This is a genomic window from Acidovorax sp. (assembly GCF_046314175.1).
GTDB lineage: Bacteria > Pseudomonadota > Gammaproteobacteria > Burkholderiales > Burkholderiaceae_C > Acidovorax.
The window spans coordinates 38,835-58,421 of the sequence record NZ_JBKBXG010000026.1; the positions used below are offsets into that span (position 1 = coordinate 38,835).

A 19,587-nucleotide genomic window follows, 5' to 3' on the forward strand; every position below is an offset into this window, starting at 1 on the left:
CAGGGTGGTGCCTCCGCTGATGGCGCACCCACAACCATGACCACTGTTCCGATTGCAAAGTCCGATCTCATCGAAGGCATGGCCAAGGGCATGGCCGTGCTGGAGAGTTTTGACACCGAGCGCCAGCGCCTGAACGCCTCATTGGCCGCGCAGCGCACGGGCCTCACGCGGGCCGCCGCGCGCAGGCACCTGCTGACGCTGGCGCACCTGGGGTATCTGGAGACGGATGGCAGCTATTTCTGGCTGGCGCCCAAGGTGCTGCGGTTTTCAGGCAGCTACCTCGCGTCGGCCCGGCTGCCGCGCGTGTTGCAGCCCACGCTCAACCGGCTGGCCGCGCAGACCCAGCAGTCCTTCTCGGCCGTGGTGCTGGATGGGGACGAGGTGGTGATCGTCGCGCGCAGCGGGGTATACGGCGCGCCGTCACGCACCATGGCCTATGGCCTGCACCTGGGCGCACGTTTGCCCGCGCACCCCACGTCCACCGGGCGGGTGCTGCTGGCTGCGCTGCCCGCGGCGGAGTTCTCGGCGTGGCTCAAGGCGTGCTCGCTGCAGCGGCTGACGCCCCACACGGTGACGCAACCGGGCGCCCTGCGCAAGGTGGTGGCCCAGGCCCGGCGCGACGATTGCTGCCTGGCGGTAGAAGAGCACGAACTGGGTGTGCACGCGCTGGCCGTGCCGCTGCGCAATCTGCAGGGCCAGACGGTGGCAGCGCTGAACGTGGTGGCATCGCCCCAGCAGGTGCAGGCGCAGACCCTGCAGCGCGACATGCTGCCGCTGCTGCAGGAGGCAGCACGGGAGCTGCGGGGGCTGTTGTAGCCGCGCCGAACGGTAGTTAGGCCGCGACGATGCGCCCAGTACCCGCCGCGCCCGCCAGCACCTTCAGGGATTTGCCCGTGCTGGCCGTGTAGGTGCGGCTGGTGATGGTACTGACGTACACCCAGTCGGCGCGGCACTCCGTGGCGGTGGCAGTCAGCACCATGTAGCCGCGGCGCGAGGTGTCGCAGTACTTCAGGGGTGTGATGAGCTGCTGCAGCGCGCCAGCCAGCGTGGCGGGGTTTTCGTTGGGCAGGTATTCCTCAAACCCCGGCGAGCTGACGGATGAGGTGGCGAATTCCACGCCCACGGCATTGCCGCTCCTGTCTTGCAACTCGTTGGCCCAGGCGTTGTGGGTGTCGCCAGACAGCACCACCAGATTCTTGCCCAGGCTGCGTGAGGTGGCCAGCACGGTCTCGCGTGCCACCTGGTAGCCGTCCCAGGCATCCAGGTTGTAGGGGATGGAGGGCTGCGCCAGGACGGCCCGCTCGGCCGGTGTCAGGCTGGCGGGCGCCGTCTGCGCGCGGGCCACCAGCGCCGCATATTGGCTGACGGAGACGCCTGCGCCGGGTTGCAGCGTTTCCATCAGGATGGGTGCCGGAATGTTCATGCGGCCCATCAGCACCTGCTGCCCCAGCACCTGCCAGGTGGCGCCGGATGCTGCCATCTGCTGCTGCAGCCACTGTGTTTGTGTCGTGCCCAGCAGCTGGCGGCTGGTGCTGCCCACAGCGGCTGTGAAGGCGGCGGCGTCAAAGCCGGTGGCTGTGAAAAACTGGCCGTAGTCCAACTGCTCGTCGCGTGCCACCACGCGGGTGTCAAGCATGTGCAGCGCCACCAGGTTGCCAAACGCAAAGCTGCGGTAGATCAGCTCGGGCTGCGCGTTGCGGGTGGGCATCCACTCATGGTAGGCCTGCATGGCGGCGGCCTTGCGGGCGCTGAAGCTGCCTTCGGTGGCGCTCTGGTGGTTTTCTGCGCCGTTGCTCCAGGTGTCGTTGGTGATTTCGTGGTCGTCCCACACCGCAATCATGGGCGCCGCTGCATGCAGGGCCTGCAGGTCGGGGTCGGTTTTGTACTGGGCGTGGCGCTGGCGGTAGTCGGCCAGGCTCAGGATCTCGTTGGCAGGCTGCGACAGCCGCCCCAGTGCGCCAGCGTTGGCCGACGCATATCCGCCCTGGGCATATTCATAGACGTAGTCACCCAAGTGCACGGTGGCGTCCAAGTCATTGCGGCGGGCAGCGTCGGCATACACATTGAAGTAGCCGGTGGGGTAGTTGGCGCACGAAAACACGGCCAGCTTGACTTGCGCCACGCTGCCGGTGGGCAGGGTTCGCGTGCGGCCGGTGGCAGTGCGGGTGGCGTAGGCGCGAAAACGGTAGAAATACGTGGTGGCCGCCTTGAGCCCGGTGGCATCTACCTTGACGGTGAAATCCTTGCTGGCAAGCGCCGTGGCCTTGCCTTGCGCGGCGATGCCGGTGAAGTTGCTGTCGGTGGCAAGCTCCCATTCCACCGGGATGTCCCCGGTATGGCCAGCGGGTGGCGTGACCCGCGTCCACAGCATGACGCGGTCGGCCAGCGGGTCGCCACTGGCGATGCCATGCGCAAACTGCACGACAGGCGCGTCGGCATCGCCGCCGCCACATGCCACCAGTGGCAGAGCGCCCAGCGCGGCGGCGGCCATGCCGACCTGCCGCACAAAGCGCCGCCGCCCGGCATCGGCCTGCGCTGCGTCGCGAAGAGGGTTGGGTGTGGAGACGAGGGGTTTGTGTGCCATGGCGCGAGAGGTGTGGGGTAAAACACCCGAGCCTGCCTGCGCTGCATGACGACCACATGAAAGGAGGCGGGCGACACCCGTGCCTCCAGAATATCAATAAAATTGGCCTCTAGCGCTTTCTGGTAAAGCGCTGGTAGCTATTATTTTGATAGTTCTTTGAACACGTCACGCGCGGCGGCCACGGTGGCGGCAATGTCGTCGGCGGTGTGTGCGGAACTGACAAAACCGGCCTCGTACAGCGCGGGCGCAATGTAGATGCCGCGGTCCAGCAGGCCGTGGAACAACTGGTTAAAACGCGCGCTATCGGTTTGGAGCACCTGGGCGTAGTTCTGGGGCAGCTCGGGCAGCAGGAAAAAGCCGAACATGCCACCTTCGCAATCGGCGCTGAAGGGCACGCCTTCGGCGGCGGCCGCAGCCGACAGGCCATCGACCAGCGAACGTGTGGTGGCGGACAGCGCATCGAAGAAGCCGGGCTTCTTGATCTCGCGCAGCGTGGCCAGCCCGCAGGCTGTGGCCACGGGGTTGCCCGACAGCGTCCCGGCCTGGTACACCGCACCCAGCGGCGCCAAGTTTTCCATAATGGCGCGCGGACCACCAAAGGCCGCCAGGGGCATGCCACCGCCAATCACCTTGCCCAGCACCGTGATGTCGGGCTTAAAGCCCGGGATGCTCTTGGCGTAGACACTTTGCGCGCTGCCCAGGGCCACCCGGAAGCCGGTCATCACTTCGTCGAACACCAGCAGCGCGCCGTATTCGGTGCACAGCTCGCGGCAGCGCGTCATGAACGGAACGCTGGCGCGCACCAGATTCATGTTGCCCGCAATCGGCTCGATCATCACGCAGGCCAGTTCCTTGCCATGCAGGGCGAAGGCTTCTTCCAGCTGGGCGACGTTGTTGTATTCGAGCACCAGCGTGTGCTGCACAACCTCGGGCGGCACGCCCGCGCTGGTGGCGTTGCCAAAGGTGGCCAGGCCGGAGCCCGCCTTGACCAGCAGCGAGTCAGCATGGCCGTGGTAGCAGCCTTCAAACTTGATGAACTTGCTGCGGCCCGTGGCACCACGCGCCAGGCGAATCGCGCTCATGCCGGCTTCGGTGCCGGAGCTGACAAGGCGAATCATCTCCATAGACGGCACGAGGCTCAGGATTTCTTCGGCCAGCTCTACCTCGCGTTCGGTGGGCGCGCCAAAGCTGAAGCCTTCCAATGCTGCCTTTTGCACCGCTTCGAGCACGGCAGGGTGGCCGTGGCCCAGGATCATCGGGCCCCAGGAGCCGATGTAATCAGTAAAGCGCTGGTCGTTGGCGTCCCAGAAGTAGGCGCCTTGAGCCCGCTTCACAAAACGCGGCGTGCCGCCTACGGCTTTGAAGGCCCGCACGGGCGAGTTCACGCCGCCGGGGATGAGCGCCTTGGCGCGTTCGAACAGGGGGATGTTGAGATCAGTGCTTGGTGTCATGGGGTGGCATTACAAAGCCTTCGATGGCTTGCGTTTCGTCAATTGCTAGTTCGTCGTCGGCCGCTTCGTCTTCATCGGGCAGTGCCCAGAACATGCGGTCGGGCACGATGTGGCCCATTCCAGGGCGAAAACCGGCGTCCAGGCAGCGGTCGAGGTAACCCAGTGCCTCGCTGGTGGCTTCGCCCAGGTCATTGCCGCTGGCGACCAGTGCAGTGAGCGCAGCCGACAGCGTGTCGCCCGCGCCGGAAAACGTGGCGTCGAACAGTTCGAACTTGCCGCTGCCCAGAATGGTCTGGGGCGACGCCAACACGTTTTCGACAAACTGCTCGGGCAAGGGGATGCCTGTGACCAATGTGTACGGAACGCCCATGTCGGATGCGGCCCTGGCGATGTCGCGGGCGGAAGGGCTGCGGTCGCTGGTCCAGTCGGGCAACAGCCAGCGCCACAGCGTACTGTGGTTTCCAACCAACACTGAGGTCTGCGGTAACAACAATTCGCGGAAGGCGTCCAAGTACTCATCGATCAGCTCTTCACGCCACCAGGAGAGGTTGGGCATGTAGGCTATCACCGGGACTTCGTCATAGTCTGTCGTTATTTCGGCGATGGTGCTGATGTTCTCGGGGCTGCCCACAAAACCGATCTTGATGGCCTGCACCGGCAGGTCCTCCAGCACGGCCCGCGCCTGCTCGGCCACGGCCTCGTCGTCGAAGCTGAAGTGGTCAAAAATCTCAGCCGTGTCGCGGGCGTATGCTCCGGTAACCACGGCAATCGGATGCCCGCCGACGGACGCGATGGTGGTGATGTCAGCGGTCAGTCCACCGGCTCCGCTGGGGTCGCTGGCGTTGAAGACCAGAACGCAGGCCGGGCTTGCATCCTCCACGTCTTCATCGTCAATGTCGGTGATTTCTGGAGGGGGGAGGGGGGCTTTGATGGTCATGGACCAGTTCCTGCTGGATGGGTGGCACAGAAGCTGCAGGCGGCTGAGATGACTAGATACAATCGTTGCATTCTATGTGAAGGCCCTTTAAGCTGTGATCGACTCTAAAACTTGGATGTGCTTGATTTGCGGTTGGATTTATGACGAGGCGGAGGGTTCACCTGAGCACGGCATTGCACCCAACACTCCATGGGATCAGGTTCCCATGAATTGGACGTGCCCAGAATGTGGCGCCCGCAAGGAAGATTTCGAGATGGTTCAGATTTGAGACGCAGCGACCGCTGCGTTGTTTATTTTTCCATCGGGAGCAGTAACAATTGACTACAACAGGCGCATCTTTCAAAGTGCTCGTGGTGGATGACAGCAACACCATCCGTCGAAGCGCCGAGATTTTTCTCAAGCAGGGGGGGCACGAAGTCTTGTTGGCCGACGACGGCTTTGATGCTTTGGCCAAAGTCAATGATTACCAGCCTCAGCTGATTTTCTGCGACATCCTCATGCCCAAGCTCGACGGGTACCAGACCTGCGCCATCATCAAGCGCAATGCCCGTTTTGCAGATACTCCGGTGGTGATGCTGTCCTCCAAGGATGGTGTATTCGACAAAGCGCGCGGGCGCATGGTCGGCTGCCAGGAATATCTCACCAAACCGTTTACCAAAGACCAGTTGCTGCAAGCCGTGCAGCAATTTGGCAATGCCCAACAAGGAGCGATGTAATGCCCATCCAGAAAGTATTGGTCGTCGACGACTCGAAGACCGAGTTGATGTTTTTGACCGACCTGCTTCAGAAAAAAGGCATGCAGGTACGCACCGCAGAAAATGCCGATGAGGCTTTCCGCCGTCTGGCGGAGGAAAAGCCCGACCTGATCCTCATGGACGTTGTCATGCCCGGCCAAAACGGCTTCCAGCTCACACGTGCCATCACCCGCGACCCGCTGTACGCCGATGTGCCCATCATCATGTGCACCAGCAAGAACCAGGAAACGGATCGCGTCTGGGGGATGCGGCAGGGTGCGCGCGGCTATATCACCAAGCCCGTGGATCCCGCTGAACTGCAGGCCAAAATTGACGCTCTGAACTAAGGCTGCGGCGCGTTCATGGCCAACCGCGAAGCCCTGCGAGAGCTCCAGACCCGACTTGCCAGCCGCCTTCAGGCTGCAAGAACCGAAGGGTCCTCTGTTTCATCCTGGCTGGCTGTCGAGTCGGCCGGGAGTTTTTACTTGCTGCCACTGGGTCAGTCGGGGGAGATCTTTCCCTGGGTCTCGATCCAGGCGGTGCCCTACACCCAGCGGTGGTTTCTGGGTGTGGCCAACCTGCGCGGCGGGCTGGTCGGCGTGGTGGATCTGGCAGGCCTTCTGGGTTCAGCCGCTCCGCGCACGGAGCAGGCCTTGTCCGAAGCCAGCCTGCTGGCCTTCAATGCCGCCCTGGAGGTCAATGCAGCGTTGCTGGTGGATCGCCTTGCAGGCCTGCGTGGGACCGATGCATTTGTGTCTTCTGAGCCGCCCGCCGAGGATTCGCCCGCGTTCTTTGGCACCACCTATATCGATTCCAGCGGCACACGCTGGCAGGAGCTGAACTTGCAGATCCTGTCCCAACATCCCGCTTTCCTGAGCATCAGTGCTTGAGTTTTTCTGTAAGGCTGCACCATGTCCGTCGTCAATCAATTTGGAAAACTGTTCAACCGGAAACCCGGCACGTCGGACACCGGCGCGACTGCTGGCACTGCCGATGACGGGCGTGATCTCCTTGCAACGGGCTCGCTCGATGGAGGCTATCAGGCCGAAGGCATGAACAGCGTGCAGGGCGACCCTGATGGTTACTCCCCCGAACTCTCATCACCGGACGCTGATGAAGATCTGATTTCGTTGCCGTTGCTGGGGCGTTCTACCGCTGCCGGTCATCAGCGCCGTTTGCTGGCGCTGCTTGCCATCGGAGTGGTGGTTCTGGCGCTGATTGCCGGTTGGGTGCTGCAACAAGCGGACCGTTCTGCGCAACAACTCGCGGCTACCGGCCAATCGCTGATGCAGTCGCAGCGGCTTGCCAAGTCAGTATCTCAGGCGCTGGTGGGTAGTCCGCAGGCCTTCCCCGACGTGGTGGAAAGCTCTGGCGTGCTGGCGCGTAACGTGCGCGCGCTCAACGCGGGTGACGACGAACTGGATGTGCAGTCCTTGGGCGAGCCTTTCAAGCCCGATCTCGAATCCGTGAACCCTCTGATGGAGCGTGCCGAGCGCAATGCCAGCGTGGTCATGGGGCAGCAAAAAATTCTGACGCAGGTCGGTGACGCTCTGCGCACCATTAACCGCCAGTCGTCTGACCTGCTTGAGATTGCCGAGACGGTGTCGTCGCTGAAACTGCAGCAGAACGCACCAGCCTCAGAAATCTCGGCTGCGGGTCAGCTTGTGATGTTGACCCAGCGCATTGGCAAGTCGGCCAACGAATTCCAGACCATGGAGGGCGTGAGCCCAGAAGCCGTGTTCTTGCTGGGCAAGGATTTGAACTCGTTCAAAGAAATCGCCCAAGGTCTGCTGGATGGCAGCCCTGAGTTGCGCCTGACGGCCACCAAGGATGCGCAGACCCGCGAGCAGCTGGAAGCGCTGGTTAAGCTCTATGAGCAAACCCGCACTCAGGCCAGCGCCATTCTGGGTAACCTCCAGGGTCTGGTCTCTGCCCGCGAAGCGCAATCCGCGATCATTGCCGACAGCGAACCGCTGCGTCGTCAACTGGAAGATTTGCAGTCCAAGCTGTCTGCCCAGACTGGTTTGGGCGGGGGACAGGTCGCAGCTCTGGCGCTTGCGGGCCTGTTTGTGGTCTTGTGCGGTGTCGGTATCTCGCGTGTTCAGCTGCTCGACAGCCGTGGCCGCCAAGCCAACGCCGAAATGCAGCAAAAGGACGCCAAGCGCCAAGAGCAGGAAGCCAAGCGCGTCAACGACGCGAACCAGGCCGCCATTTTGCGTTTGATGAACGAGCTGCAATCGGTCGCTGAAGGTGACTTGACGCAGGAAGCCACGGTGACCGAGGACATCACGGGCGCTATTGCTGACTCCGTGAACTACACGGTGGAGGAACTCCGCCAGCTGGTGGGCAGCGTGCAAAATACGGCGACCCGCGTTGCGCAGACGACCGCCCAGGTGGACAGCACGTCGACCGAACTGCTCGCCGCTTCGACGGAACAGCTGCGTGAAATTCGCGAAACTGGCCGCTCCGTTCTGGATATGGCGACCCGAATCAACGAGGTGTCGACACAGGCCCAAGAGTCCGCCACAGTGGCCCGTCAATCGCTGCAAGCTGCCGACTCCGGTCTGCAGGCCGTGCAGAACGCCATTGGCGGTATGAATTCCATCCGTGACCAGATCCAAGACACCTCCAAGCGGATCAAGCGCCTGGGCGAATCGTCGCAGGAGATCGGTGAAATCACCGAGCTGATTTCTGACATTACTGAACAGACGAACGTTTTGGCGCTGAACGCCGCCATTCAGGCTGCATCCGCCGGTGAAGCTGGTCGCGGCTTCTCGGTGGTGGCGGAAGAAGTGCAGCGTCTGGCTGAGCGTTCCGCCGATGCGACGCGCCAGATTTCTGCGCTGGTGAAAGCCATTCAGACCGACACCCAGGATGCTGTGGCCGCTATGGAACGCTCCACGCAAGGGGTGGTGGAAGGTGCTCGACTGTCCGATAGCGCGGGTACCGCTCTGTCCGAGATTGACCGTGTGTCGCGCCGTCTTGCTGAACTGATTGAGCAGATTTCGTCTTCGACTTCCAGGGAAGCTGTTCTGGCCAACGAGGTGGCCGACAACATCCAGCACATTTTTGCGGTGACCGAGCAGACGGGTGAAGGCACCCGTTCCACAGCGCAGCAGGTGCGCGAGCTCTCGCACATGGCCGAAGAACTACGCCAATCGGTGGCACGGTTCAAGATCGCCTGACGTAGTCATCAACCAGCTGGCTCATTGCAGCCGGGGACGAATCCATGTCATCTATTGATGTCAACAATGCACCGGCCGCTGATGGGACCCAGGGAGATCAAGACCTGGGCCCGCTGGCCTGGGTGCTTGACGAACTGCGCAAATCGCTGGACGGTGCTGTCAAAGCCATGCGCCGTTTCGTGCGGGATGCCGAAGCCGCGCGCGAATCCGATCTCGCATCTCTGGACGCGGGCCCTTTACGCATCGCGCGTCAGCAACTCCATCAAGCCTGCGGGGCCCTTGAAATGGTGGGCATGGGTCCACCGGCACTGGTGCTCCGGTCCATGGAGTCTGCCGTTCAAAAGTTTGTGCAGCGCCCTGAAACCTGCAGCGATGAAGCTGCTGCGGTCATAGAGCGCGCTAGTTTTGCGCTGATCGAATATTTGGAAACTGTGCTGGCAGGCAAGGCGACTTCGCCGGTGGCGCTGTTTCCTCAGTACCGGGACGCGCAGGCACTGGCTGGCGCCGAGCGCGTGCATCCAGCCGACCTGTGGCCGGTGGAGCGCCGCTTTCGTGAGCCAGAGGGTGCTATTGCGGCCACACCGCTGTCCTATGGGCCGGAAGCTCGGGCGCGCCTGGATTCTGCGGTTCTGAGGATCGTCAAGTCCGGCGATTTGAAAGCAGCCCGGAGCCTGCGTGATACCTGTCTCTGTTTTGTTGCTGCAGAGTCAGATCGCCAGTCGCGCGCCTTTTGGAAGATTTGCGCTGGTTTTTTTGAAGCCTTCGGTGCGGGGCTGTTGCCTCCCGACGTTTACGTCAAGCGTGTGGCGTCGCGCGTTCTGATGCAGTACGCAACCCTTGCCAAGGGTGACACGACCATTTCTGACCGGTTGGTTCAGGATCTGCTGTTCTTCTGCTCGCAGGCCAAGCCTGCCGAGTCGTCCGACAACCCTTTGCCCTCGTTGTTCGCGGTGCGCCAGGCGTTTGCCTTGGATCGCTTCAAGCCCGTAGATTACGAAACAACCCGTTTTGGTCGCTTCGACCCCGCGGTGCTTACACAAGCTCGCAAGCGCATTGCGTCTGCGACCGAAACGTGGTCGGCCTTGGCCGGTGGGGATCGCAACAAACTCAAGCCAGCGGCGGACCAGTTCAGTCTGGTGTGCGATTCGCTGCGCAAGTTGCACCCTGGTAGCGAAAGCCTCGCGCAGGCGCTGACCCGTGCGCTGGACGCCACCACCCGGTCGGGTGAGCCTCCGTCTGCCGCATTGGCTATGGAGGTGGCCACCTCGGTGTTGTACCTGCAGGCTGCGTTTGAAGAACTGGATGCCGCCGATGACCAGATGGAGGCCCGTGCGGCCCGTTTGGCGGAGCGTCTGGACGCAGTCGGTACGGGCGCAGAACCTGAGCCCCTCGAACAGTGGATGGAAGAGCTGTACCGCCGCGTCAGCGATAACCAGACCATGGGCAGCGTGGTCGACGAACTTCGCGCGACCCTGGGTGAAGCAGAAAAGTCTCTGGATCAGTTTTTCCGAAATCCCCAGGACACCGCTGTGCTTGCCACGGTGCCTGGGCACCTGGCCCAAATGCGCGGTGTGCTATCGGTGTTGGGGCTTGATCAGGCGTCGCTTGCCGTGATTCGCATGCGCGACACAGTGGAGCGCCTGCTGATCAACGAAATCCCCGAGGAAGACCGACAGGCTGCTTTCGAAAAATTGGGTAACAGCCTTGGCGCGCTTGGATTCCTGATTGATATGCTCAGCTACCAGCGCACCATGGCGCGCAAGCTGTTTGTATACGACGAAGAGCTGGGTGAGTTGCGCATCTTGATGGGCAAGACACGCTCGCGCGCCACCGATGCGGTGGAGGAAACTCCCACCAAGCTCGACGAGCGTGCGGCCGTGCCATTGCCAGATGTGGTGCCACGCTTTCCGGCGCCGGAACCTGTCAGCGAACCCACCGATTTCGCGCCGTTCCCGGATTTCGCTCCCGCAGCCGAACCACAGCCATTGGCCCATGCAGAACCCGCTGCATTGGCGCCAGAGATCTCTTTCGATGCGCCTGCGTCCCCTGGCCGCTCTGCAGCGTCTGCACCTGCTGCCTTGCCAGCCATGGCGGCCCCCGTTCCGCGCCCTCTGGAAATCGAAGACGAGCTGCTTGAAGTGTTCCTCGAAGAGGCGCGCGAAGTGGTCGTTACAGGGCTCGGCGCCATTGATTTGCTCAAGGATGAACCGGGCAACCTGAGCGAACAGACCACGTTGCGCCGCGCTTTCCATACTCTCAAGGGGAGCTCGCGGATGGTGGGGCTCAATGACTTCGGCGAAGCCGCCTGGTCGATGGAGCAACTGCTGAACGCCTGGCTGGCTGAACAAAAGCCCATGCACCCCGAGCTGTTGCAGCTGTCGTCGGATGCCATGCGCGCCTTCAGCCGATGGGCCGATGACATCGCCGCCGGTGAAGCGGCAGGCTGGAGCACTGAAGCATTCCGTAAATCCGCCGATGCAATGCGTCTGGATGGCACATTGCTCCCGTTGGCGGCACCTGCCGAAGGGGTCGTACCTGCCGAGGTGGTCGATGAGCCAATCGCCGTAGCGGATGTGCTGGAAGAAGCGCCGCTGGAGGTGTCGCAACCGCTGGCAGAAGAGCCCGCGCTGGTGGCCGAAAAGTTGCCCGAAGCGATTGAAGCATCCCAGGCGATGCCGGACTTCGAATCCACACAGATTTCCGATCATGTGCCCGAGCAGTACGCCGAAGTGTCAGGCGCGTCATCGGACGTGGCGGAAGACATTGATTTCTCTGTCTTTACGGCGGCGTTGAACGAGACGCCTGGTGAGCCTGCTGCGGTCGATCCCTCCAGTGCAGACTTCGTACTCGATCTCGAACTGCCTGACCTGGAGCCGCTCGAGCCGACAGCGCCGGAGGCGGAACTTCCTGCAGATGTGTTCGAACTGCCTGCGGAAGTGGCGGCAGAACCTGCGCCCGCACTGGCCACAGAGGCTTTTGATGTTGCGGACCTCGATGATGCGGCCCTTGCAGAACTCGAAAGCCTGCTGGATTCTCCACCGGATGCGCAAGCACCTGCAGGGGTACCTGGTGCTGAATCGGTGGAGGCGGAGCCCATTCCTGTGGTCGCTGCTGACGTTCACGAAGCGCTGCCGCAAGAAGACAGTAGCCATGACGACGCGGTCAAGGTCATTGAAACCTTGCGCATTGGCATTCCCTTGTACAACGTCTACCTCAACGAGGCGGACGAGTGGTCGCGCCGGTTGGTGACGTGCCTGCAGGAATGGTCGCTGGAGCTGCACCAACCGCTGCCCGATATGGCGGTGGCGCTGGCACACTCGCTGGCAGGCAGTTCTGCGACGGTAGGGTTCACCGCGTTGTCGGAGTTGTCCCGCGTTCTGGAGCACGCGCTCCAGCACGTGCAACTGCAGTCGGGTGGCACCGAAGAGCAGGCTCAGTCCTTCATGGCTGCTGCCGACGATATCCGCAGGTTGCTGCACCAGTTTGCTGCCGGCTTCCTCAAAGAGCCCAGCCAGGAAGTGCTGGAGCAACTGCGACAGATTCTGGAAACCGAGGTGGACAACACCTTGTCGCCCCCCGAAGAGGACGACGATTTGCCGCTGGAGCGCGAAGAGGTTGGGCAAAATCTGTCCTTTGATGCTCCTGCAGAGCCAGGGCTGGCAGAACAAGCCGCACCCGAAATTGCACCCGTGGTGGTTCAGGCAGGCCATGTGGCGCCAGCGTTGTCTGTGGTCGTACACGACAGGGACCACGACCAGGACGTGGACAACGCCATCGCCCATGCCATCGCCATGGGCTCCGATATGGACGACGACATCGATGCCATCGACGTCATTGATCCCGATCTGTTTCCGATCTTCGAAGAAGAAGCCGCTGAACTGCTGCCCCAACTGGGCGGTGCATTGCGTCAATGGGCTTCGCGCCCTGACAACCTCGGTGCCCGCAGTGAAGTGCTTCGTGCGCTTCACACGCTCAAGGGCAGCTCAAGACTTGCTGGTGCCATGCGTTTGGGAGAAATGGCCCACCGCCTGGAATCTGCCATCGAGCAGCTGGATGTCGATACGGTTACCTCAGACCAGATTGAGCCCTTGCAAGGCAACTTTGACGGCCTGCAGGCGAATTTCGAAGCGCTGCGTGCCATTGGCCAAAGCCCTGCCGATGCGGTGATCTCAACGCCGGTGGATTCTGTGCGTCCGGCTTCGCAGGTGCCCGTAGCTTCTGCGGTCTCCACATCGGAATCGCCGGCAGAGGCAGGCCCAAGGCCTTCTGCGCCTGCCGTTCGTTTGCCCGTGCCGTCGCAGCTTGCTCCATTGCGTGCGGCAGCCAGCCAGTCGGTACGCGTACGTGCCCAGCTGTTAGACCGTCTGGTGAATCAGGCGGGCGAGGTGATGATCAGTCGCTCTCGGTTGGACGTGCGTTTGGGCCAGTTCCGCAGTTCTTTGACCGACCTGTCGGGCAATCTGGACCGTTTGCGCCAGCAGCTTCGAGACATCGAGGTTCAGGCCGAGTCGCAGATGCAATCGCGCCTGGCGCTGTCCAAAGATTCTGCCGCAGGGTTTGATCCGCTGGAGTTTGACCGTTTCACCCGCGTGCAGGAACTGACCCGCATGATGGCCGAGTCTGTCAACGACGTGGCCACTGTACAGCGCAACCTGCAGCGTGCCATGGAAGGCGCAGAAGACGATCTGATCGCTCAGGGCCGTCAGGCGCGTGAACTGCAGCGCGACCTGCTGCGCACCCGCATGGTGGAGTTCGAAGGTATTTCCGAGCGGCTCTACGCCGTGGTGCGGCAGGCTTCCAAGGAAACCGGCAAGCAGATCAAGCTGGACATCACCGGCGGCTCCATTGAAATGGACCGAGGCGTGCTGGACCGCATGACCCCCGCATTCGAACACTTGCTGCGCAACTGTGTCGCTCACGGCATTGAAGAGCCCCAAGTACGGACGGCTGCAGGCAAGCCAGCGTCGGGCACGATCACCATCGATCTGCACCACGAAGGCAACGACGTGTCGGTGGAGTTCCGCGATGACGGAGCGGGTCTGAACCTGCCACGCATTCGTGAGAAGGCCTTGTCGCAGGGCATCGTGACCGCGGACGTGGAACTGAGCGATGCGGACGCTGCCAACCTGATCTTCATGCCTGGTTTCTCCACGGCGTCTGAAGTGACCGGGCTCTCGGGGCGCGGTATTGGGATGGACGTGGTCCGTGCCGAGATCAACGCCTTGGGTGGCCGTATTGAGACGACGACAGAGGCTGGAAAGGGTGCTGGCTTCCGCATGGTGCTGCCATTGACCACGGCGGTGACGCAGGTCGTGATGCTCCGTGCGGGAGACCTCGCGGTGGGCGTGCCTGCCAGCGTGGTTGAAATCGTGCGCCGCACCTCCGCGGCCGACCTCGACGAGGCGTATCGCACAGGCACCTTTGACGACGGCACTGAGAAACTGCCGTTCTTCTGGTCTGGGGCTTTGTTGCAGGCTTCTGCTCGTAGCTACGAGCCAGGTGGCAAGACCCGCCCAGTGGTGATTTTCCGCAGCGCTTCGCAGCGCATCGCCATGCACGTGGACGAAGTGCTTGGCAACCAGGAAGTGGTGGTGAAAAACCTGGGGCCTCAGCTGTCGCGTCTACCAGGCCTGGCCGGTATGTCTGTGCTGGCTTCGGGTGCTGTGGTGCTGATCTACAACCCGGTGGCGTTGGCCACGGTGTACGGCGATCAGGTTCGCGCTTCCAGCGTGGGCTTGCCGCCCGCAGTGGAGTCTGCTGGTTCGGGTGCTGGCAAGTCGGTGGTCTCTGCGCAACTGGCGGGTCCGAGCCTGGTTCCACTGGTTTTGGTGGTGGATGACTCCATCACGGTGCGCCGTGTCACGCAGCGTTTGCTGCAGCGCGAAGGTTATCGCGTGGCGCTGGCTGCCGATGGGCTTCAGGCACTGGAGCGACTGCAGGAAGAGCGCCCCACCGTGGTGCTGTCCGACATCGAAATGCCACGCATGGATGGTTTCGATTTGGCCCGCAACATCCGAGCAGATGGCGCCTTGCGTGACCTGCCCATCATCATGATCACCTCGCGCATCGCTGAAAAGCACCGTGAGCACGCGATGGAGCTGGGCGTGAACCACTATCTCGGTAAGCCGTATTCGGATGAAGAGTTGCTGAGCCTGATTCAGCACTACGCACGCCTCGAAGCAGCTGCAGAGGTCTGATCGAAAGCCACACGCCCCATTTGCAAACGATGGGGCTTGTGACCTTGGTTTGCGACCTTTCGTTAACCATTTGGGTCCTTTCTCATGGATTCCGTGAATCAGTCAGGGGTTTCACTGGAAGGCAAAGCTCCGGCCCCTTATGGCGACAGCCGGTTGTTGGCGTGCTTGGCATTGGTTGCTCGCGAACGTGCGTCTGATCTTTTTCTGCTGGCCGGAGCGCCCCCTACCGTCAAGCGGCAAGGGGCTTTTTTGCCAATCAGCCAGCAGGTGCTCAAGGCCCAGGACATCCGGACCATGGCGTACTCGATCATGGGCAAGGCGCAGCACCATGAGTTCGAGACCACCATGGAGTGCGATTTTTCGTATGCCACTGCAGAGGGAGACCGGTTTCGTGTGAACGTGCACCTGCAGCGCGGACAGGTGGGTATGGTCATTCGCCATGTGGCTGGCAGTATCGCGGGCCTGGACGAGTTGGGGTTGCCCCAGGTATTGAAAGACCTGGCCTTTCTCAAGGGCGGTCTCATCCTCACGGTAGGGTCGGCAGGCTCCGGCAAGACCACGACACTGGCGGCGCTGATAGACCATCGCAACACCAACGCCAGTGGTCACATTCTCACCATCGAGGACCCCATCGAGTATCTGCATCTGCACAAGAAATCGCTGATCACACAGCGAGAGGTGGGTATCGACACGCGGTCGTACGACGAGGCTTTGCGGCGTGCCATGCGTGAGGCACCTAACGTGATCATGATCGGTGAGATCCGAGACCGCGCAACAATGCAGCACGCGCTGCACTACGCGGAATCGGGGCATTTGTGTGTGTCCACCTTGCATGCGCACAACGCTAACCAGGCGGTGCAGCGCATTCTCAATTTCTTTCCGGAGCATGCACACAAACAACTGCAGATGGACCTGTCGCTCAACCTGCGTGCGGTGGTAGCCCAGCGCCTGATCAAGGGTGTCGAGGGCCGACTGGTTCCTGCTACCGAGATCATGCTGCTCACCCCGTACGTGGCCGATCTGATCCAGAAGGGGCAGATCGACGAGCTTAAAACCGCGATCAACCGCGGGGCTGAGCAAGGCATGTGCAGCTTTGACCATTCCCTGTTCAAACTGGTCGAGTCTGGCGCCATCTCTGCCGAGGAGGCCATCGCCCACGCTGACAACCGTACCGACCTGTCGCTCAAGCTGCGTCTGGCAGCAGGTGGCACGCTGAGCGTGGACGGCATGAGCATGAGTTCTTCACAGTCCGCCGAAGCGTCCAACTCTCGCTGACTCACCCCACCCGATGGCGGCTGAGGAGATCTACGGGTGCTCTGCTGATCCTGGCCACTAGCCAGCAGTGGCTGCCTTCACCACTGCGTAACGCTCCAGCGTACGTTTGCGTGCCACGTCATGGTCCACCACAGGCAACGGATAGTTGTTACCCAGCCGAACGCCTGCTTCCTGCAATTCGAGCGGGCGCGCTAGCCACGGCGCATGTAGTGCCTTGGTAGGGAGCCCCGCCAGTTGTGGCAGGTAGCGGCGTATGAACTTGCCCTCCGGGTCGAACTTCTCGCTCTGGCTGACCGGATTGAAGATGCGAAAGTAAGGCTGTGCATCACACCCGCTGGAACTGGCCCACTGCCAGCCGCCGTTGTTGGCTGCAAGATCAAAGTCATTGAGGTGGGTGGCAAAGTAGGTCTCGCCCCAGCGCCAATCAATGCCGAGGTCCTTGACCAAGAAGCTGGCCACCACCATGCGCAGGCGGTTATGCATGTAGCCCGTCTGGTTGATTTGCGCCATGGCCGCGTCCACCAGCGGGTAGCCCGTGCGGCCTTCGCACCAGGCCGCAAACAGGGCGTCAGCCTCGGCGCCTGATTCCCACTGGATCGCGTCGTACGCGGGTTTGAAGCTTTGTGTCACCACATGCGGATGGTGGTGCAGGATCTGAAAGTAGAAGTCGCGCCAGATCAGCTCGCTCAGCCACGTGCTGGCGCCCGGGTTGCCCTTCAGCATCAGCGTATGTGCAGTGCGTGCCAGCAGGCGCGGCGAGATCGTGCCAAAACGCAGATGCACGCTGAGGTAGCTGGGGCCTTTGACGGCCGGAAAGTTGCGCGTGTCATCGTACCGCTCGATGCGGCCCAGAAAATCGTCGAACAACTGCTGTGCCCCACTGGCGCCAGTGGGCAACTTGAGCTGTGCCAGTGCCGTGGCCTCGAAACCCATCGACGCCAGCGTGGGTACTGGTAAGCAGTGTTCCTGCGGGCGGCACGCCAACCGGCGTGTATGACGCTCCACGGGGTAGCTGGTGAGCTGAAAGACATCCACCTTCTTGAGCCACGCGTTCTTGTAAGGCGTGAACACGCTATAGGGGTTGCCGGTCTGGGTCAGCACCTCGCTGCGTTCCAGAATAGTGTGGTCCTTGAAGGTATGCATGGCCTTCCCGGCGGCAGCCAGGCGCGTGCGAACGAGGCTGTCGCGCTCCAAGGCCCGGGGCTCGTCATCGTGGTTGGCGAACACCGCCTGCACGCCCAGAGTGTCTGCCAGTGCTGGAATTGCATCGCTGGACACCGCGTGCAGCACGATGAGGCCGCCCTGTTCCTGCCCGGAAAGCGCGCGCAGCGTCTCATCCAGCTCCACCAGTGACGCGTGGATGAACTCCACCCGCCGGTCTGCCTGGGGCAGGGCGTCCAGGATTTCACGGTCAAATACAAAGACGCAGTGCACCTGCTGGCACTGGGTCAGTGCACGGTGCAGCGCAGCGTGGTCGTTCGCGCGCAGGTCGCGGCGGAACCAGACAAGACCGCTGGGGTAAGAAGGCTCGGAGGAGGGTGCCATGTTCACCGTTAAAATTGCGAGATGTCTTTCGATTCTGCGCCCATCAACCTGACGCATCACTTCCTGATCGCGATGCCCGGTCTGGAAGATGAGTCTTTCTCGCGCAGCGTCGTTTACCTGTGCGAGCACAGCGAACGTGGTGCGCTCGGCCTCATCATCAACAAGCCCTCGGACATCACCCTCAAAGGCCTATTTGACAAGGTGGATCTGTCCTTGCGCCGAGAAGACCTCACCAAAGAGCCTGTGTTCCAGGGAGGCCCCGTGCAGACTGAGCGCGGTTTCGTGCTGCACGAGCCCATGCTGATGGACCGGGCCGAAACCGACGAATCGGCATATGCCTCCACCATGACCATCCCCGGCGGGCTAGAGATGACCACCTCCAAGGACGTGCTCGAAGCGCTGTCTACGGGCGCAGGCCCGCGCCGGGTGCTTATCACGTTGGGGTATTCGTCCTGGGGTGAGGGCCAGCTTGAATCGGAGCTGGCTGAGAACGCTTGGCTGACGGTGGCGGCGGATCTTTCGGTGATTTTCGACACCCCTGTGCCCGAGCGCTACGACAGCGCCCTTGCACTGCTGGGCCTCAAGGCCTGGATGCTGTCGCCCGAGGCGGGGCACGCATGACCGGCCTGCCCGTTCAGCCTGCCGTTCCTGCGCATTTCCAGACCTTTCTTGCTTTCGATTTTGGCCTCAAGCGAACGGGTGTAGCCTCGGGCAACCGCATGCTGCGCGGCGCCACGCCGCAGCGCACCATCCAGGCCGAGGGCGACGCCCGCTTTGCCCAGGTGGCCGAGCGCATCAAGGAATGGCAACCTGACGCCCTCGTGATCGGCGTGCCCTACCACCCCGATGGCGCGAGCCACGAGAACACCCAGCGCGCGCTCAAGTTCGGCCGCCAGTTGCGTGGCCGCTTTGGCCTTCAGGTGTTTGAGGTGGACGAGCGCTACAGCACGACCGAAGCCATCTCGGGTGGTGCCAAGGATGCAGACGCCGCATCGGCCTGCATCATCCTGGAACAGTTTTTGAGGAATCTTCCATGAGCAACCCCTCTCCTGCAGCCTCCGGCAGCCTGGTGCTAGATGCCGAGGCGCTGTACCGCGAACTGCTGCGCGGCGTGCGCAGCATGCTGACGCCCACCACGCACCTGGCAGGCATCGCCTCCGGCGGCGCCTGGCTGGCCGAGCGCCTGCAAAAGGACCTGGGCCTCGAAGGGTCCGCCGGGGTGCTGTCGTCGGTCATGCACCGCGACGACTTTGCCCAGCGCGGCTTGTCGGCCGGCGCACAGACTGCGCTGCCGTTTGACGTGAACGGCGCCGATGTGCTGGTGCTCGACGACGTGCTCTACACCGGCCGCACCATCCGCGCCGTGCTCAACGAGCTGTTCGACTACGGCCGCCCCGCCAGCGTGCGGCTGGCGGTGCTGGTGGACCGCGGCGGGCGCGAGCTGCCGGTGCAGGCCGACTTTGCCGCCGCCCGCGTGGCTCTGCCTGTCGCCCATTCGCTGGCCCTGGCGCGTGACGACAGCGGCACCTTCCGATTCCAAGTCCAAGACAAAGACTAAAGAGGCCAGACCGTGCTGCACAAGCGCAATCCCCAACTCAACGGCAACGGCGAACTCATCCACCTGCTGTCCATCGAGGGCCTGCCGCGCGACATCGTCACGCACATCCTCGACACGGCCG

General features: G+C 62.3%; 15 protein-coding genes and 1 pseudogene. 12 read left to right on the forward strand and 4 right to left on the reverse strand.

Features of this window, described 5'->3' with window-relative positions:
* The first annotated feature begins 36 nt into the window (after positions 1–36).
* A complete protein-coding gene (locus ACK4OE_RS09670; protein ID WP_409884600.1) occupies positions 37–816 on the forward strand; it encodes an IclR family transcriptional regulator C-terminal domain-containing protein in 780 nt (259 codons plus the stop codon).
* A 16-nt stretch (positions 817–832) separates the two neighbouring features.
* On the opposite strand, the gene ACK4OE_RS09675 is transcribed toward ACK4OE_RS09670, so the two are convergent.
* The 3 genes from ACK4OE_RS09675 to ACK4OE_RS09685 all read right to left on the reverse strand — a co-directional run bounded on the left by ACK4OE_RS09675 (position 833) and on the right by ACK4OE_RS09685 (position 4,972).
* On the reverse strand, positions 833–2,584 hold the full coding sequence (locus tag ACK4OE_RS09675) for an alkaline phosphatase D family protein (RefSeq protein WP_409884601.1): 1,752 nt from the start codon (positions 2,582–2,584) through the stop codon (positions 833–835).
* A gap of 140 nt (positions 2,585–2,724) precedes the next feature.
* A complete protein-coding gene (gene hemL / locus ACK4OE_RS09680) occupies positions 2,725–4,035 on the reverse strand; it encodes a glutamate-1-semialdehyde 2,1-aminomutase (protein ID WP_409884602.1) in 1,311 nt (436 codons plus the stop codon).
* A complete protein-coding gene (locus ACK4OE_RS09685; protein ID WP_409884603.1) occupies positions 4,019–4,972 on the reverse strand; it encodes a hydroxymethylpyrimidine/phosphomethylpyrimidine kinase in 954 nt (317 codons plus the stop codon). The genes hemL and ACK4OE_RS09685 overlap by 17 nt, the downstream gene beginning before the upstream one ends.
* 94 nt (positions 4,973–5,066) lie before the next feature.
* Here ACK4OE_RS09685 and ACK4OE_RS09690 point away from each other — a divergent pair, with 94 nt between their 5' ends.
* From ACK4OE_RS09690 to ACK4OE_RS09720, 7 genes are all read left to right on the forward strand, one after another.
* Positions 5,067–5,240 carry a rubredoxin gene (locus ACK4OE_RS09690; RefSeq protein WP_008903269.1) on the forward strand — a complete coding sequence of 58 codons (174 nt, stop codon included), beginning with the start codon at positions 5,067–5,069 and terminating at the stop codon, positions 5,238–5,240.
* Between the two features lie 49 nt (positions 5,241–5,289).
* Entirely contained in the window at positions 5,290–5,688 is a 399-nt protein-coding gene (locus ACK4OE_RS09695; protein WP_034692846.1) for a PleD family two-component system response regulator, read from the forward strand.
* Positions 5,688–6,053, forward strand: coding sequence for a PleD family two-component system response regulator (locus tag ACK4OE_RS09700; protein WP_010459520.1), 366 nt, complete (start codon positions 5,688–5,690; stop codon positions 6,051–6,053). The genes ACK4OE_RS09695 and ACK4OE_RS09700 overlap by 1 nt, the downstream gene beginning before the upstream one ends.
* A gap of 15 nt (positions 6,054–6,068) precedes the next feature.
* Positions 6,069–6,596, forward strand: a complete 528-nt coding sequence (locus tag ACK4OE_RS09705) for a chemotaxis protein CheW (RefSeq protein ID WP_055393363.1) — start codon at positions 6,069–6,071, stop codon at positions 6,594–6,596.
* A gap of 21 nt (positions 6,597–6,617) precedes the next feature.
* Entirely contained in the window at positions 6,618–8,891 is a 2,274-nt protein-coding gene (locus ACK4OE_RS09710) for a methyl-accepting chemotaxis protein (RefSeq protein WP_409884604.1), read from the forward strand.
* A 44-nt stretch (positions 8,892–8,935) separates the two neighbouring features.
* On the forward strand, positions 8,936–15,088 hold the full coding sequence (locus tag ACK4OE_RS09715) for an Hpt domain-containing protein (protein ID WP_409884605.1): 6,153 nt from the start codon (positions 8,936–8,938) through the stop codon (positions 15,086–15,088).
* Between the two features lie 84 nt (positions 15,089–15,172).
* Entirely contained in the window at positions 15,173–16,363 is a 1,191-nt protein-coding gene (locus ACK4OE_RS09720; protein WP_409884606.1) for a PilT/PilU family type 4a pilus ATPase, read from the forward strand.
* A gap of 57 nt (positions 16,364–16,420) precedes the next feature.
* Here the strand turns inward: ACK4OE_RS09720 and ACK4OE_RS09725 are convergent, their stop codons facing one another.
* Positions 16,421–17,908: a cryptochrome/photolyase family protein gene (locus ACK4OE_RS09725; protein WP_409884607.1), complete on the reverse strand. Its 1,488-nt coding sequence runs from the start codon at positions 17,906–17,908 to the stop codon at positions 16,421–16,423.
* A 21-nt stretch (positions 17,909–17,929) separates the two neighbouring features.
* Between ACK4OE_RS09725 and ACK4OE_RS09730 the strand changes: the two genes are divergently transcribed.
* From ACK4OE_RS09730 to pyrB, 4 genes and pseudogenes are all read left to right on the forward strand, one after another.
* Complete coding sequence (locus ACK4OE_RS09730; RefSeq protein ID WP_409884608.1) at positions 17,930–18,529, forward strand: YqgE/AlgH family protein; 600 nt, start codon at positions 17,930–17,932, stop codon at positions 18,527–18,529.
* On the forward strand, positions 18,526–18,945 hold the full coding sequence (gene ruvX, locus ACK4OE_RS09735; protein WP_409884609.1) for a Holliday junction resolvase RuvX: 420 nt from the start codon (positions 18,526–18,528) through the stop codon (positions 18,943–18,945). Before ACK4OE_RS09730 ends, ruvX begins: the two co-directional genes overlap by 4 nt.
* Positions 18,942–19,466 (forward strand): bifunctional pyr operon transcriptional regulator/uracil phosphoribosyltransferase PyrR, encoded by a 525-nt coding sequence (gene pyrR / locus ACK4OE_RS09740; protein WP_409884610.1) that lies wholly within the window; start codon positions 18,942–18,944, stop codon positions 19,464–19,466. Before ruvX ends, pyrR begins: the two co-directional genes overlap by 4 nt.
* Positions 19,467–19,478: 12 nt before the next feature.
* Positions 19,479–19,587, forward strand: a pseudogene (pyrB, locus tag ACK4OE_RS09745) (aspartate carbamoyltransferase catalytic subunit); the annotation flags it as partial.